The 13,964-nt window shown below is 67.5% G+C and carries 11 protein-coding genes; 4 read left to right on the top strand and 7 right to left on the bottom strand.

Translation table 11 applies throughout. The annotated features are described in order from the left end of the window. Positions 1-372: 372 nt before the first annotated feature. Positions 373-3,669, top strand: a complete 3,297-nt coding sequence (locus tag NM2_RS37390) for a protein kinase domain-containing protein (RefSeq protein WP_067679474.1) — start codon at positions 373-375, stop codon at positions 3,667-3,669. Between the two features lie 103 nt (positions 3,670-3,772). Here the strand turns inward: NM2_RS37390 and NM2_RS37385 are convergent, their stop codons facing one another. Beyond that, a complete protein-coding gene (locus NM2_RS37385; protein ID WP_067679471.1) occupies positions 3,773-5,719 on the bottom strand; it encodes a glycoside hydrolase family 15 protein in 1,947 nt (648 codons plus the stop codon). A 113-nt stretch (positions 5,720-5,832) separates the two neighbouring features. Here NM2_RS37385 and NM2_RS37380 point away from each other — a divergent pair, with 113 nt between their 5' ends. Then, positions 5,833-6,510 carry a class I SAM-dependent methyltransferase gene (locus tag NM2_RS37380; RefSeq protein ID WP_067679468.1) on the top strand — a complete coding sequence of 226 codons (678 nt, stop codon included), beginning with the start codon at positions 5,833-5,835 and terminating at the stop codon, positions 6,508-6,510. On the opposite strand, the gene NM2_RS37375 is transcribed toward NM2_RS37380, so the two are convergent. Further along, complete coding sequence (locus tag NM2_RS37375) at positions 6,507-7,241, bottom strand: SDR family oxidoreductase (protein ID WP_067679465.1); 735 nt, start codon at positions 7,239-7,241, stop codon at positions 6,507-6,509. The two genes, NM2_RS37380 and NM2_RS37375, sit on opposite strands and share 4 nt — an antisense overlap. A 436-nt stretch (positions 7,242-7,677) precedes the next feature. Between NM2_RS37375 and NM2_RS49715 the strand changes: the two genes are divergently transcribed. Continuing rightward, positions 7,678-7,878, top strand: coding sequence for a hypothetical protein (locus tag NM2_RS49715; RefSeq protein ID WP_157121603.1), 201 nt, complete (start codon positions 7,678-7,680; stop codon positions 7,876-7,878). Between the two features lie 169 nt (positions 7,879-8,047). On the opposite strand, the gene NM2_RS37370 is transcribed toward NM2_RS49715, so the two are convergent. From NM2_RS37370 to NM2_RS37355, 3 genes are all read right to left on the bottom strand, one after another. Then, positions 8,048-8,812, bottom strand: a complete 765-nt coding sequence (locus NM2_RS37370) for a crotonase/enoyl-CoA hydratase family protein (RefSeq protein WP_067679462.1) — start codon at positions 8,810-8,812, stop codon at positions 8,048-8,050. 285 nt (positions 8,813-9,097) lie between these two features. Next, positions 9,098-9,850 (bottom strand): SDR family NAD(P)-dependent oxidoreductase, encoded by a 753-nt coding sequence (locus NM2_RS37360; RefSeq protein ID WP_067679456.1) that lies wholly within the window; start codon positions 9,848-9,850, stop codon positions 9,098-9,100. Positions 9,851-9,861: 11 nt separating this feature from the next. Beyond that, a complete protein-coding gene (locus NM2_RS37355; protein WP_067679453.1) occupies positions 9,862-10,656 on the bottom strand; it encodes an SDR family NAD(P)-dependent oxidoreductase in 795 nt (264 codons plus the stop codon). A 130-nt stretch (positions 10,657-10,786) separates the two neighbouring features. Between NM2_RS37355 and NM2_RS37350 the strand changes: the two genes are divergently transcribed. Continuing rightward, complete coding sequence (locus NM2_RS37350; RefSeq protein ID WP_067679551.1) at positions 10,787-12,019, top strand: cytochrome P450; 1,233 nt, start codon at positions 10,787-10,789, stop codon at positions 12,017-12,019. A 172-nt stretch (positions 12,020-12,191) separates the two neighbouring features. Here NM2_RS37350 and NM2_RS37345 read toward each other — a convergent pair whose 3' ends face one another. Both NM2_RS37345 and NM2_RS37340 read right to left on the bottom strand, forming a co-directional pair. Beyond that, positions 12,192-12,395, bottom strand: coding sequence for a ferredoxin (locus tag NM2_RS37345; RefSeq protein WP_218026064.1), 204 nt, complete (start codon positions 12,393-12,395; stop codon positions 12,192-12,194). A gap of 99 nt (positions 12,396-12,494) precedes the next feature. Then, entirely contained in the window at positions 12,495-13,934 is a 1,440-nt protein-coding gene (locus NM2_RS37340; RefSeq protein WP_084531966.1) for an MFS transporter, read from the bottom strand. Between the last annotated feature and the right edge of the window lie 30 nt (positions 13,935-13,964).

Raw genomic sequence — 13,964 nt, 5'->3', positions numbered from 1 at the left:
CGATCGATCGCCGCCTACCGGCGGTCGACGCGACCGCGCTCAGTGGTGTCCTCGTGACCGGAAGCGCATGTCTGCCGTGCCCAGTTCTCGAGCTCAGCAAACCTGTGTCGAACGACATGGACGACATGGACGCCCCTTTCGATCACCTGCTCCTGTTGGATCTGAACTGGGACTTGAAAGGTACAACTAGAAACGCCGAAGCCATGCGGGTTGAGATCCGACCGATACAGACACGGCGTGGCAAATTTTCAGCACAGGCCGCTGGCGTCATGAGCTACGGACAATCGGACCGGCGGCGATGGGCTATCGCGGGTACCCCTGAGAGGCTCGATCGCGCGATAAGCTGTGTAGGTCACGAAGCAGGACCAGCGCATGGGCTATATCGACCAGTTGAAGACACAACACACCGTGGTCTCCGAGGTCACGGCCGAGTTGGCAGAAGCCGGATTCAGCGACGCCGTGGAGATCGGCCGCGGCGGCTTCGGAGTTGTGTATCGGTGCGACCAGGCGGACCTGGACCGGATGGTAGCGATCAAGGTGCTCACCGGCGGCCTGGATGAGGGGAGCCGGGAGCGGTTCATCCGGGAGCAGCGGGCGATGGGCCGCTTGACCGGGCATCCGAACATCGTGGAGGTGCTGCAGGTGGGCGCCACCTCGTCCGGGTTGCCCTATTTGGTAATGCCCTTCTATCCGCGAGGTTCTCTCGGGGCCTGGATATCCCGGCACGGTCGGTTGTCGGGCGAGGAGATTCTGCGGCTCGGAGTGAAGCTGGCCGGGGCCCTCGAGACCGGACACCGGGTCGGGATCCTGCATCGCGACATCAAGCCCGGCAACATCCTCATCTCCGATTACGGTGAACCGGCATTGACCGATTTCGGGATCGCGCGCATCCCCGGCGGATTCCACACCACCACCGGCACGGTCACCGGTTCGCCGGCGTTCACCGCGCCGGAGGTGCTGGCCGGCGACGACCCCACTCCCGCGGCCGACGTCTATGGGCTCGGCGCCACGTTGTTCGCCGCGCTGACCGGGCACGCGGCATTCGAACGACGCAGCGGCGAACAGATCGTTGCCCAGTTTCTGCGCATCACCAGCCAGCCCGTGCCGGATCTACGCGAGCACGACATCGACGATGACATCGCGACGGTGATCGAACACGCGATGGCCCGCGCTCCCAACGAGCGGCCCTCCCCCGCGGCATTGGGCGAGCAGTTACAGCATCTGCAAGGCAAGCGCGGCCAGCCGGTCGGCGAGATGGCGGTGCAGGCCGAAGCGGGTGCGGAGCCGCAGGACAGCGCAGTTGTTCCGGTGATTCCGCTGGACAGTGACCGCTCTCCGGCACCGGAGCATGCCCGATTCGTTTCGTCGGTCGGCGCGAAGCCCTTCCTTCGCGTGGAGCTGACGAGTTTCGTCGGCCGTCGCACCGAGCTGACCGAGGCCAAGCATCTGTTGACGAGTTCGCGACTGGTGACCTTGACCGGAATCGGCGGTGTGGGCAAGACTCGACTGGCCTTGCGGGTAGCCACCGATGCGAAAGGCGACTTCGCCCAAGGGGTGCGGCTGGTCGAACTCGCCGAACTGCACGACGGCGCGCTGCTGCCGGCGGTGATCGCCGCGGCGGTGGGGTTGCGCCCACGGGGACAGCCGGTGCTGGACGTGCTGACCGACTACCTGGCCTCGCACCAACTGCTGCTCGTGCTCGACAATTGCGAGCAGATCGTCGATTCGACGGCGAAGGTCGCCGAGACGTTGCTGCGGGCGTGCCCGATGCTGCGGATCCTCGCCACCAGCCGCGAGCCCCTGAATGTCGACGGGGAGGCGGTGCTGCGCGTGCAGCCGCTCAACGTGCCGGATCAGGGCGGGCAGCCATCGTTGAGGAGTATGCACCGCTACGACGCGGTGACCCTGTTCGTCGAACGAGCCGCCGCCGTCGTGCCCGGCTTCGCGCTCACCATGGAGAACGTGGCCGCCGTTACCGAGATCTGCCACCGCGTCGACGGATTGCCGTTGGCGATCGAGTTGGCCGCGGCGCGACTGCGAGCGCTGTCGCCCGAGCAGATCCTGGCTCGACTCACCGACTGTTACGCGCTGCTGACCCGCGGCAGTCGCAGCGCGCCGAACCGGCAGCAGACACTGCGGTGGTGCATCGACTGGAGTTACTCACTGTGCACTCCGGCCGAGCAGCAGGCGTGGGCACACATGTCGGTGTTCGCCGGCGGTTTCGAACTCGACGCCGCCGAACAGGTGTGCTCGGGCGACCTCGCGGCAGAGAATCTGCTCGACGTACTGGGCAACCTGGTCGACAAGTCGATCCTGATCCGGGAGGAGTCGGATTCGATCGTGCGGTTCCGGCTGCTCGAGACGATCCGCGAGTACGGCCGCGACCGGCTCGAGCGAACCGGCCACTATCCGGAACTGCTTCGCCGCCACCGGGATTGGTACCGCAACTTCGCCGAGCGCGCCGAGGCCGACTGGTTCAGCCCTCGCCAGCCCGACTGGATCGCCCGCATCGACCGGGAACAACCGAACTTCCGAGAGGCATTGGCCTGCTGCCTGACGTCGACCGATGTGGGACCCGATGCCGCACTGTCGTTGGCGGCGACCCTGCAACTGTTCTGGTTCTCCCGAAGCCAGCTCGGTGAGGCCCGGCACTGGCTCTTGCAGGCCCTCGCGGGCGAGCCCGCCACCGCCACGGCGACGCGGGCCAAGGCGATTTGGCGCGCCAGCCTGGTGACCGAATCCCAGGACGATCTCGTCGTGGCGGCCGCACTGGCCACGCAGGCACAGCACCTGGCCGAACAGACCGAGGACCCGGTCGTGCACGCGTTCACGAACCTCACCGACTCCCTGCACGCGGTCCGTACCGGCGACTCTCCGAGCGCACGCGTCCCGCTGGAGGCCGCTCTCGCGTTCTTCACCGCGGACGGCGACGTCTACGGGCAGGTCTGGTGCCTGCTCGGGCTCGGATGGGTGCACGCGTTGCGGGACGACAGTGCGGCGGCTCTGTCACACTACGAGAAGGCCCTGGATATCATCGAATCCCACGGCGGTTCAGTACATCTGGTCTATGCCCTGTGGGGGGCGGCGTTCGCCGCGTGGCGTCAGGGTGATCGCGACCGGGCGCTGGGGCTGCTGCGGCGACAGATGCAGCACGCCAGGCGGCAGCAAGATCTGCTCATGGCCGCGATAGCCCTGGAAACGCTGGCGTGGGTGGTGGGCGCGCACGGCAGCGCGCGGCGCACCGCCGTACTGTTGGGCTCCGCGCAGGCACTCGCTCAGGAGATCGGCGCTTCCCCCGTGCTGTTTCCGCAAACAGCGATCCATCACGAAGAGTGCGAGCGATCGGCCCGCCGCACGCTCGGCGAGGAGGGCTTCGAGACGGCCTATCGCAAAGGCATGTCGCTGGATTTGAACGCGGCGACCGAATACGCCCTGGGGGAACCGCGGGCCGCCCTTCCAGGTCCCTCGACCGAGCTGACCAGACGCGAGCTGGAGGTGGCCGGCCTCGTCGCCGATGGTTCGACCAACAAAGCCATCGCCAGCCGTCTGCACATCTCCCAGCGCACCGCGGCGGGACACGTCGAACATATCCTGACCAAACTCGGATTCACCTCACGCACCCAGATCGCCGCCTGGGTCGCCGAGCAGAACCGGCCGAACCCGAGTTGAAGGCGCGACTGCGCCTGTCCCCCAGCGACTTCGGCCAATGGCCGCGCGCGTCGATGCGCCGATCATGGTCCGGCACTTTCGCCCAGCCTCGATGGCACATCGTTCAGATATGGATGTACCCGCCGGTGAGCGTCGCGTCGTCCAGGCGCGGCGCGACCGATTCCCCGCCGAGCGCGATGCGCAGCTCGACCTGTTCATCCCTGACGACATGCATGACCGCGTTGATCAGTGCCAGGTGGGTGAACGCCTGTGGATAGTTGCCCCAGTGGCGGCCGGTTCGTGGGTCGATCTCCTCGGCGTAGAGGCCCAACGGGCTGGCGTATCCGAGCAGTTTCTCGCACAGCTGCTTGGCACGGTATTTCTCGCCGATTTCCGACAACGCGGACACCAGCCAGAACGAGCAGATCGTGAAGGTTCCTTCCTCGCCGGCACAGCCGTCATCGGTTTCGTTTGTGCGGTAACGCAATACGAGCCCGTCGACGGTGAGTTCGTCGGCGATGGCCAGGACGGTTTTGCGCACCCGCTCGTCGTCGGGGGGAAGGAACCGAACCAGCGGGATGAGCAGGGTGGAGGCGTCCAGTGCCGTGCTGCCGTAGCACTGCGTGAACACGCCCCGCGAGTCCACCGCGTTGGTACAGATATCGGCGCGGATCTCGTCGGCCGCCCCCTGCCAGCGCTCGGCGCGTTCGAAGTCGTGGTGGATGCGGGCCAGGCGTGCGCCGCGATCGGCGGCGACCCAGCACATGACCTTGCTGGAGGTGAAGTGCTGCGGCTTTCCCCGCACTTCCCAAATGCCCTGGTCGGGTTCGCGCCACACGGCGAGAGCGCTTTTGACCGCCCAGCGCAGCAGCGGCCAGGTCTGCGCGTCGATCTGGTCGCGATGGCGGGCGTAGAGGTAGACCGAATCCAGCGCCGCACCCCAGACATCGTGCTGACGTTGACGAAAGGCGTTGTTGCCGATGCGCACCGGGCCGGCGTTGTCGTACCCGCGCAGATTGTCGAGCGTGTGTTCGGTCAGGTCGGTTTCGCCGCCGATGCCGTAGACGATCTGCATGTCCTTGGCGCTTTCGGCCAGATTGATGATGTGGGAGAAGTAGTCGTTCGCTTCCCAGCTGAAACCCAGCGTGTACAGGCCCCACAGCGCGAAGGCCGAATCCCGGATCCAGGTGTAGCGATAATCCCAATTGCGCTCTCCGCCAGGGGTTTCCGGCAGTGAGGTGGTGGGGGCCGCGACGATGGCGCCGGTCGGCGCGAAGGTCAGGCCTTTGAGGGTCAGGGCGCTGCGAGTGAGCTGAGCGCTCCACGGGTGGTCCGGAAACTGGCCGACGGCCAGCCAGTGCCGCCAGTGGTGCACGGTCTTCATCAGCCGCTCGCCGGCCTCTTCCACGGTTTCCGGAGCCTCCCGGCTACCCCACGACAACGCACAGAACCGGGTGTCGCCACTCTTGAGCAGGGTGCGGGCGACCGCGCGCGAGCCCTCGAGTCCGAGACGCAGGTCGGTGGTCAGCCGCAGCGGCAGATCGACGCCTTCGGCGCCGGCCATGGCGAGGTGATAACTGTCGAGGTATTCCCACATGGCACGAGCTCGGCCGTAGTCGTAGGCAGGCTGGCAGTCCAGGACGAACTGGATCTGCCCGGTCTCACAGTGCACGATGCGCAGCAGGATATGTTCGGCGTCGTAGTCGGTGGGCGCGCGGCGGTGGGCGCTGCGGCCGGGCTGCTGGTGCCGCCACGGGCCGACCAGCAGCACGTCACGCACGGTCGCCCACCCTTCGCCACTGCGCCAGCTCGTCTCCATGACCATCGTCCCGGGGATGTACCGGCGATCGGCCGGGGCCGCGATGTTGTCGGGAGCGAACCGGAACGACCCGGCGGAACGATCGAGTATCGCGCCGAAGACGCTGGGAGAATCCATGCGGGGCAGGCACATCCACTCGATGGCTCCGCTGGGCGCGATGAGGGCGGTCACCTCGGAATCGGAGATGAACCCGTAGTCGTCGATGCGCGGAAACGCCGTGACCCGGGGCTCGTCTTGCAGCTGATCGTTCATGCGGTGCTCCCATTCGTCACCTGGTCGGACTCTCGGGCGCTGCTTTCGATCGTATGCCCTGGCCCTTCTCACCATGATCGAAGAGCGATGGAAGCCGACGTATAATCAGGCCTATGAGTGGCACCGCACCGGCGGCGGCCAGACAGGGCTCGGACCTGTGGGCGCGGGTGTTCGCGGCACTGTACGACCCGCTCTTGTGGCGGGGCGAGCGGGCGGGCATGGGGGCTCGCCGACGTCAGCTGCTCGGCCGGGCGACCGGACGGACTGTCGAACTCGGCAGCGGAACCGGCCTGAATCTGCCGAACTATCCCGACGACCTCGAAGAGTTGATCCTGACCGAACCCGAGGCCGCGATGCGTGTCCGGTTGGACCGGCGGCTGCGCACCACTCAGCGGAAGGCGAAGGTGCTCGACGCGTCGGCGGATCAGCTGCCGTTCACGGAAGGATCCGTGGACACGGTCGTGTCCACGCTCGTCCTGTGCACCGTCGACAATCCCGATGCGGTGTTGCGCGAGGTCGAGCGCGTGCTGCGCCCCGGCGGCAGGCTGCTGTTCGTCGAACACGTCCGCTCGAAGTCGCCGCGGCTCGCCCTGTGGCAAGACCGCCTCGAAGGTCCCTGGCGCCGGTTCGCGGAGGGATGCCGCTGCAACCGCGCCACCCTCGAGCTGATCCGGGCGTCCGGATTGGAAGTCGACGACGTCCAGGAAGCGACCTGGGAAGGGATGATGGTCCCCATCGTCCGACCGCTGATCTTCGGCGCGGCAACCAAACCGGACAGCCGACGCGCCTAGTGCGACCGTAGCCAGTCGCGGTAGTGGGTGGCGGTCACCTGGGCGCCCTCGGGGGCGGTGAGTACATCACCTTCGACCACGGCGAACAGGCCGGCGGTCGGATCGGTGACGACGTGACGGTGGTCGCCGGTGGCCTCCAGCGTGATGCGGCCCAATTCGTCGAGCGTGAAGACGTCGGGGCCGGCGATGTTCCGTATGCCCCGCAGCGGAGTACCCGCGGCGACCTCGGCTACCTCGGCCGCGACTTCGGCGGAACTGATCGGCTGAATCGGGGTGGCGGGCAGCCGCACGACGTCGCCGTCGGTGGTCCACTCCATCGTCGGTGCGACGAATTCCATGAACTGGGTGGCGCGCACGATCGAGTACGGGATCGGCCCCGTCTCGACCAGTTGCTCCTGCAGGGTCTTGGCGCGGTAGTAGGCCATGCCGGGTACCCGGTCGACGCCGACGATCGACAACGTCACGATGTGCCCGACGTCCGCCGCCTGCGCGGCGGCCAGCAGATTGGTCACCGAGGTGCGGAAGAAGTCGAGGGAGGCGTCGTCGAAGGTGGGCGAGTTGGTCAGGTTCACGACGACCTCGGCGCCGCGCAGCGCGTCGTCGAGCCCGTCACCGGTGAGCAGGTCGAGGCCGGTCGAGCGGGAATGCCCGGTGGCTTCGTGTCCGGCAGCGGTCAGGTCGCCGAGGACCTGCGAGCCGATCAGTCCGGTGCCGATAACCGAGATCTTCATCAGATATCCCCTTGACTGTCGAAGTTGGCGCCCTGGACTCCCAGGGCGATCTCGAGGTGCGTGATGATTCACAAGCCGGTCTGCAGTGGGATCGGCGCGGGGCGACCCGGCGCGGGGCCAAGCCTACGCCGGGTCGCGAACATCACCCGCGTGGCCGCCACGACCGGCAACGGCACCGCTACCGGCGGCGGCGCACCACCCGGGGTGGGTCGAACGAACTTCGGATGTGCTGTGGCACAGGCGTACCGGGTGTACTCGGCCACATCTCGATCCGCAGTCGCCGCAACAGGTTTCAGGTGCGCTCCGCCTGTCGTCCGGCACGCCGGGAGAACAGATACGCTGAGAGACAAGCACTCTCGCGGCTCGTGACGCACCGGTCGACGACCTGCTGGACGCGGCACCGGCCGACGACGGCACGCTGGACGTCGTCTCCGCGTTGGCAGTTCCGCTGCCCGGGACGGTGATCTGCGAGCTGTTCGGTGTGCCGTCGGTCGATCATGGACGCGTCCTGGGGTGGCTTCGCGCCACGCGTGCCGACCTCGCCACCGAGTTCGAGACCGTGGAGTCGGCAGCCGAGGAGCTGCGGGACTATCCCAGCTCGTCGGGCTGCGGCGCGCGAATCCGGGTGACGACCTGATCAGCGCGCTGATCACGGTGCAGGCCAACGACGATCGCCTCAGCGACATCGACGTACTGAGCCGGGCAGCTGCGTCCGGCAGATAGCCGAAACCCGCAGCGCGCACCCGCCGGTACGCGGTGTTCCCGAGCACGGCGGCGAGTCGGGCAGCACCCGGCACGCCGCCGCTCTACCGCGCTTGCCAGCGTGGCGGGCGCTTCTCGGCGAAGGCGCGGGCGCCTTCCTGCGCATCGGCGGAGGCGAAGATCGGGCCGGTGATCGCCCGCTGGCGGTCGAACATCTCCTCATCCGGCCATTGCGCGCTCTCGTGGATGATCCGCTTCGACGCACGCACGGCCAGGGGGCCGTTCGCCGCGATCGAGCGGGCCAGCTCGACCGCAGTGTCGAGCGTATTCCCTTCGTCGGCAAGGCGATTGACCAGGCCGAGGGCGAACGCGCGTTCGGCGTCGATCAGATCGCCGGTCAGCGCCAACTCCATCGCCACGGTCGGCGGGATCCGGCGCGGCAGCCGCATCAGGCCACCGGCCGCGGCGACCAGTCCGCGTTTGACCTCGGGGATACCGAATTTCGCCGTGCGCGATGCCACGACGAGGTCCGCGGCCAGGACCGCCTCGCAGCCGCCTGCCAGTGCGTATCCCTCCACGGCGGCGATCAGCGGCTTGCGCGGCGGCGCTTCCACCAGGCCGAGGAATCCGCGTCCCGGGATCACCGGTGACTCCCCGCGCAGAAACGCCTTCAGATCCATACCGGCGCAGAACGTGCCGCCCGCACCGGTCAGTACGCCGACGGTGAGATCCGCACGGGCGTCCAACTCGATCATGGCGGCGGAAACCGCCTCGGCCACAGCGAGATTCACCGCGTTGCGCACCGCCGGGCGATTGAGCGTGACGACCATGACGCCGTCCTGAGCATCGATCAGCACCTCGTCACTCATCGCGGCACCGCCGCAATCGCGCCGTCGTACCGGATCGCTTGTCCCGCAGTGCCATCCAGATTCATCGCGTGCACTTCCCGGCCGGAATCGGAGCGTTCGACCGCGGCCTGCGGGGCCAGAGTTCGCAGTGCGCGGCGGATGGTTTCACCGCCCGAGCCGGTGGATCGAGCCCGGGGCCTGTCCGGGCGACGACCACGCGGTGTCTTTCGAGGTTCATATCCGTCTTTCTCGATGTGCGCCATACCGTTCGGCGCGATAGGGGCTGTTGGGCTCGCCGAGCCGAGGTCACCGTGCGGTGAGGCCGCCGTCCGCGGTGACGACCGACCCGGTCATGAACGAGGCCTCCGTGGACAGCAGAAATGCGATGACAGCAGCCATCTCCGCCGGATCGGCGCGACGTGCCAGCGGGGTCCCCGCGACCGCGTTGCTCGTCACGCCCTCCACCTCCCGGGCGCGACGCGCGAGCGGGGTGTCCACCACGCCGGGACACAGGCAGTTCGCCCGGACGCCGCGATCGGCGTAGCCGACGGCGATCGATCGTGTCAGGCCGAGCACGCCGCTCTTGGACGCGTCGTATCCGCAGGTGTTGGTATTCGCGGACACCAGCGATGCCACGGAACCGATGGTCACCACGCTCGAGGTTCCCGCGTCGAGCAGGTACGGCAGTGCGGCCCGGATCGCGAGGAAGGTTCCGTGGAGATTGACCCCGATCACCGAATACCAGTCGTCCAGCGACATTTCGTGCGGCAGGCCCGAACGCGCGATGCCCGCGCAGGTCAGTACGCCGTCCAGCCCGCCGAATTCCCTCGCCGCGCCCAGCACCGCCGCGTCGAGGGATTGTTCCTGGGTGACATCGCATTCGAACGATGTCGCGTTGTCCAGCTCGGATGCCACCCGCCGAGCCGCGTCGGCGTCGGTATCGAGAATCGCGACCGCGGCGCCTTCGGCGGACAGCCGCCGCGCGGCCGCGGCCCCGATCCCGCCCGCACCTCCGGTGATCAGGATTCGGTTGCCGCTCAATCGTTTTCCGTAGTCCATCGTCGTCTCCCTCACCCGATCCGGCGGCCGCAGTCCACCGGAAGCGATACCCCGGTCACGAAGCGCGCCTCGTCGGACGCGAGGTACAGCACGGCATTGCTGATGTCCACCGCCTCGACCCAGCCCTGCCCGAGCACATCTCCGGCGCGGGCGCGTTCGCGCAGATCCTCCGGTGTCGGGTCCTCCAGATCCGGGCAGAAGACTCGAAGGGTGGAGTCGCTGAACAGCATGTCGGTCGCGACATTGCCGGGGTGGACCGCGTTGACGCGGATCCGATGCTTGCCCAGCTCGGCCGACAGCGTCTTCATCAGGCCGGCCACACCGCTCTTGGACGCGTTGTAGTGTGCGACGTTCGCCGCGCCGACGAACGTGACCACCGAACTCGTCAGTACCACCGAACCACCGCTTCCCGCCGAGATCATGTGTGGCACAGCGGCTTTCACCGTGCGCCACACACCGGTCAGGTTGATGTCGAGCATGTCCTGCCACTCGGTGTCGGACAGCTCGACCGTCGGGCGGCAGCCACAGACGCCCGCGTTGGCGCTCACGATATCGATGCCGCCGAGGCTTTCGACCGCGTCGGCGGCCACCTGGTCGAGACCGGCCTGGTCGCGGACGTCGACCTCGAAGGCCAGGGCGTACCCGCCCGCCCGGCGGATGTCCGCGGCAGTCTCCTGCGCGGCGGCCGAATGCAGATCGACGATGGCCACGGCCGCGCCTTCCGCGGCGAGCCGCCGCGCGGACGCGGCGCCGATCCCTGAACCTCCGCCGGTCACCACGGCCGTGGTGTCCTCGAGCCTGCTCATGCGCGGCCTCCTGTGTGTCGTTCGTTTGATCCGAATCATGCACATCATTAGATTGGACGTCAATCATTGACCGAAATCACATTCATGCTAATAATTCGCAGTGAAAGCGAGACTCGACGAGGAGATGCTCATGACCGAGGTGGCCGACAATTCCACCGGCGTACGCGATCTCGGCGGATGTCCGGTGTTCCACACCGACTACCGCGTGGAGCGCCCCGCGCTGGAAACGCACCGGTTGCTCAACGCCGAACGGGACACCGCGCGATTCGCCTGGAACGACTCGACCGAGGAGGGGTTCTGGGTCCTGAACCGGTTCGACGACGTGCGAGAAGCGTTGCAGCGGGACGCCGATTTCACCAATGACCAGGTCAGCGCCCTGCACCGGTCACCACCCGGCGTGCTGCTGCCGGAGAACCTCAACCAGCCCGAGCACGCCGAGATGCGGCGGATCCTCAATCCGTTCTTCGCCCCGAAACTGGTCCGGCGAATCGCCGACCTGGCGCGGGACCGCGCCGCCACGCTCGTGGACCAGATCGCGCCGCGCGGATCCGAGGATGTGGCGACCGGGTTCGGCATGATCTACCCGACCGAGCTGTTCCTGGCGCTGCTCGGCCTGCCCATCGAGGACGGGGCGAAGCTGATGCCCTGGGTGGAAGGCCAGTTCATCGGATTCTTCGACAAGGCCCCGGACGCGCAGCGAATCGCCGTGCGGACCCGCCGGGAACTCGATGCCTACTTCGCCACGGCGATCGCCGACCGCCGCGCGAACCCGGGCGATCCCACGACCGATCTGGTGACCCGCCTGGTGACGGCGGAGTACCAGGGCGCCCCCATCCCCGACGAGATGATCCTGACCATCTGCATGACCATCATGGCGGCCGGGCTCGACACCACCCGCAGCGCCCTGGGCTACACATTCCTGCACATGGCCACCCATCCGCAGGACCGGCAGCGGCTGCTCGACGAGCCCGAGTTGTGGCCGAATGCGATCGAGGAGATCATCCGGCTCTACGGTCTGATCATCCAGGACGGACGGGAAGCCGCACGCGACATGGATTTCCACGGCCTGCCGATCCGCAAGGGCGATCTGGTGTGGCTCGGCCTGGCAGCGGCCAACCAGGATCCGGATGTGTTCCAGGACCCGGGTGTCTTCGATCCCGACCGGCCGAACCTCCAGCAGCACTTGGGTTTCGGCGCGGGATACCACCGGTGCCTCGGGATGCATCTGGCGCGCGCGGAACTGGTTGTCGCGCTGACCCAGTGGCACGAGCGGATCCCCCACTACCGCATCGCCGAGGGCGCGCAACTGCGCGAGCGCGGCAGTCAGCTGCGCTTGCAGCACGTGCCCCTGGTCTGGGACTGATTGCCGCACAACCGGTTCCGCATACGAACACCCGCGCGGCCCGGCATCCTCTCGTAGGATGCCGGGCCGCTGCGTTCGCCTGGCCTGGCGAGTGCGGCCCACAGTCGGTCAGTCCGTCGCCGACCGGTCGGACCAGCCATAACGAATTACAGGGCAAACCCTGGCCGTTGAGTTACGAATCACGCACGGCGATGGCCGATTCGGGGCACGCCTGCGCCGCCGTCTCGGCCTCACCGGTCAGCTCTTCCGGTACTTCCCAGGTGCGACCGCGCTCGGCCACGAAACCCTCGTCGTCATCGGTCAGCAGTCGTTCGGCCATCGCATAGCACCGGCCGTGGCCCATGCACCGGGCCGCATCGATCGAAATGAACATCATCGTCCTAGCTGTGTTCGCGCGCCGGGGTCATCCGACGCCACCGGCCGGCTGAATGTCCGCTTGTCGCGAGACGCCCAGCCGGCCGGATCGGCTACTTCGTCAGATCGCCTCGTGCGCAGGCGATTTCGTGGCCCGGATGAGCGCCACGAGGAGCAGGCCCACCACCGAGATCCCCGCGCCGATCACCCAACCGAGCTGGAAGCTGTGCTCGGTCGGCACCACGCTGTGCCCGACCTTGATCACCTGCGAGGTCAGCACCGCGCTGATCGCCGCGCTGCCGATCGCCCCGCCCAGCGGCGCACTGATCTGTCCGATACTGGCCGCCGTGGCGACCTCGTCGGGATGCAGAGCCCTGATGAACGTCAGGTAGGCGCTGGCGGAGGCGAGACCGTAGGACACGCCGACGATGATCGGCCACACCCACAGCTGCCATTCCGAGTCATGGGCGAACGCGATGAGCAGCATGCCGATCGCGCACCCGGTGAAGGCCAGCATGCACATCACCCGCGCGGGTACGAACCGGCTCAATGGCCCGGCCGAGGTGCTGCCCGCGACGATGCCGAGGCAGAACATCAGCATCAGCAGACCGCTGGTCAGTTCGTCGTATCCGAACCCGAAACCGGCCGAGGTGGGCGTCTCGGTGAACTTCGGCAGCGTGAAGTTGACGACCCAGGCGAGCATTCCGGCCAGGAAGAACACGAGCCATCCGCGCAGGAAGTTCATGTTCCGCAGCGCTCGCGTATTCGCCAGCGGCGCGGGCACGCGCTCCTCCACGAGCCACCAGGCGGCAGCCACGACGACACCGCCGACCAGCGGCACGAACACCTTCGGCGACGACCAGCCCCACTGCGAACCCATGCTGAGTGGCACCAGAATCAGCGCGAGGGCGGCGGCCAGCAGCAGCCCGCCGATCCAGTCGACCCGGCCGCGGCCCGGCCCCTCGCGACCCGGAACAGCGGCGAGCGTCCCGAGGACGCCGATGATCCCGAGCACCGCGAGGATGCCGAACACCACCCGCCAGTTCACGTGCACGGTGTCGGTCAGCAGGCCGCCGACGGCGAACGAGAGACCGGCGGCGATCCCTTCCGCGGCCGCGATCCACGACAGCACGACGCTCAGTGTCCGGCCGGTCAGGTTGGACCGCGCGATCGCCAGCGCGAGCGCGATGCCGCCCAGGGTGAATCCGCTGATGAACCGGCCGATCAGCAGCACCGTCATATTCGGCGCGAACGCTCCGATGATGCTGCCCAGAGCCAGCAGCCCCATGGTGAGCAGCGCCATTCGCCGCTGCCCGAACAGCGACGCGAGCGGTGGGAGCAGAGCGGTGCCGATCGCCCCGCTGAGCGAGCCGATGATCACCACCCAGTTGAGCAGAGCGCCGGTCGCCCCGAGCGCGGGGCCGATCTGGCCGAGCAGTTTGAGCGGGACGGTGATCACCAGAGTGGCCAGGATGACGAAATATCCGATCATCAAGACCAGGCCGCGTGGCATCGCGGCCGTCACCTCACTGCCGTTCGAATCCATTGCGGTAGTTGTCATCTTGCCTCTTCATTGAGTCGATGGAGATGC

The sequence above is a fragment of the Nocardia miyunensis NBRC 108239 genome, from assembly GCF_001613065.1.
In the GTDB taxonomy this organism is placed as follows: Bacteria; Actinomycetota; Actinomycetes; order Mycobacteriales; family Mycobacteriaceae; genus Nocardia; species Nocardia miyunensis.
This window is presented reverse-complemented; position numbering and strand designations above follow the sequence as displayed.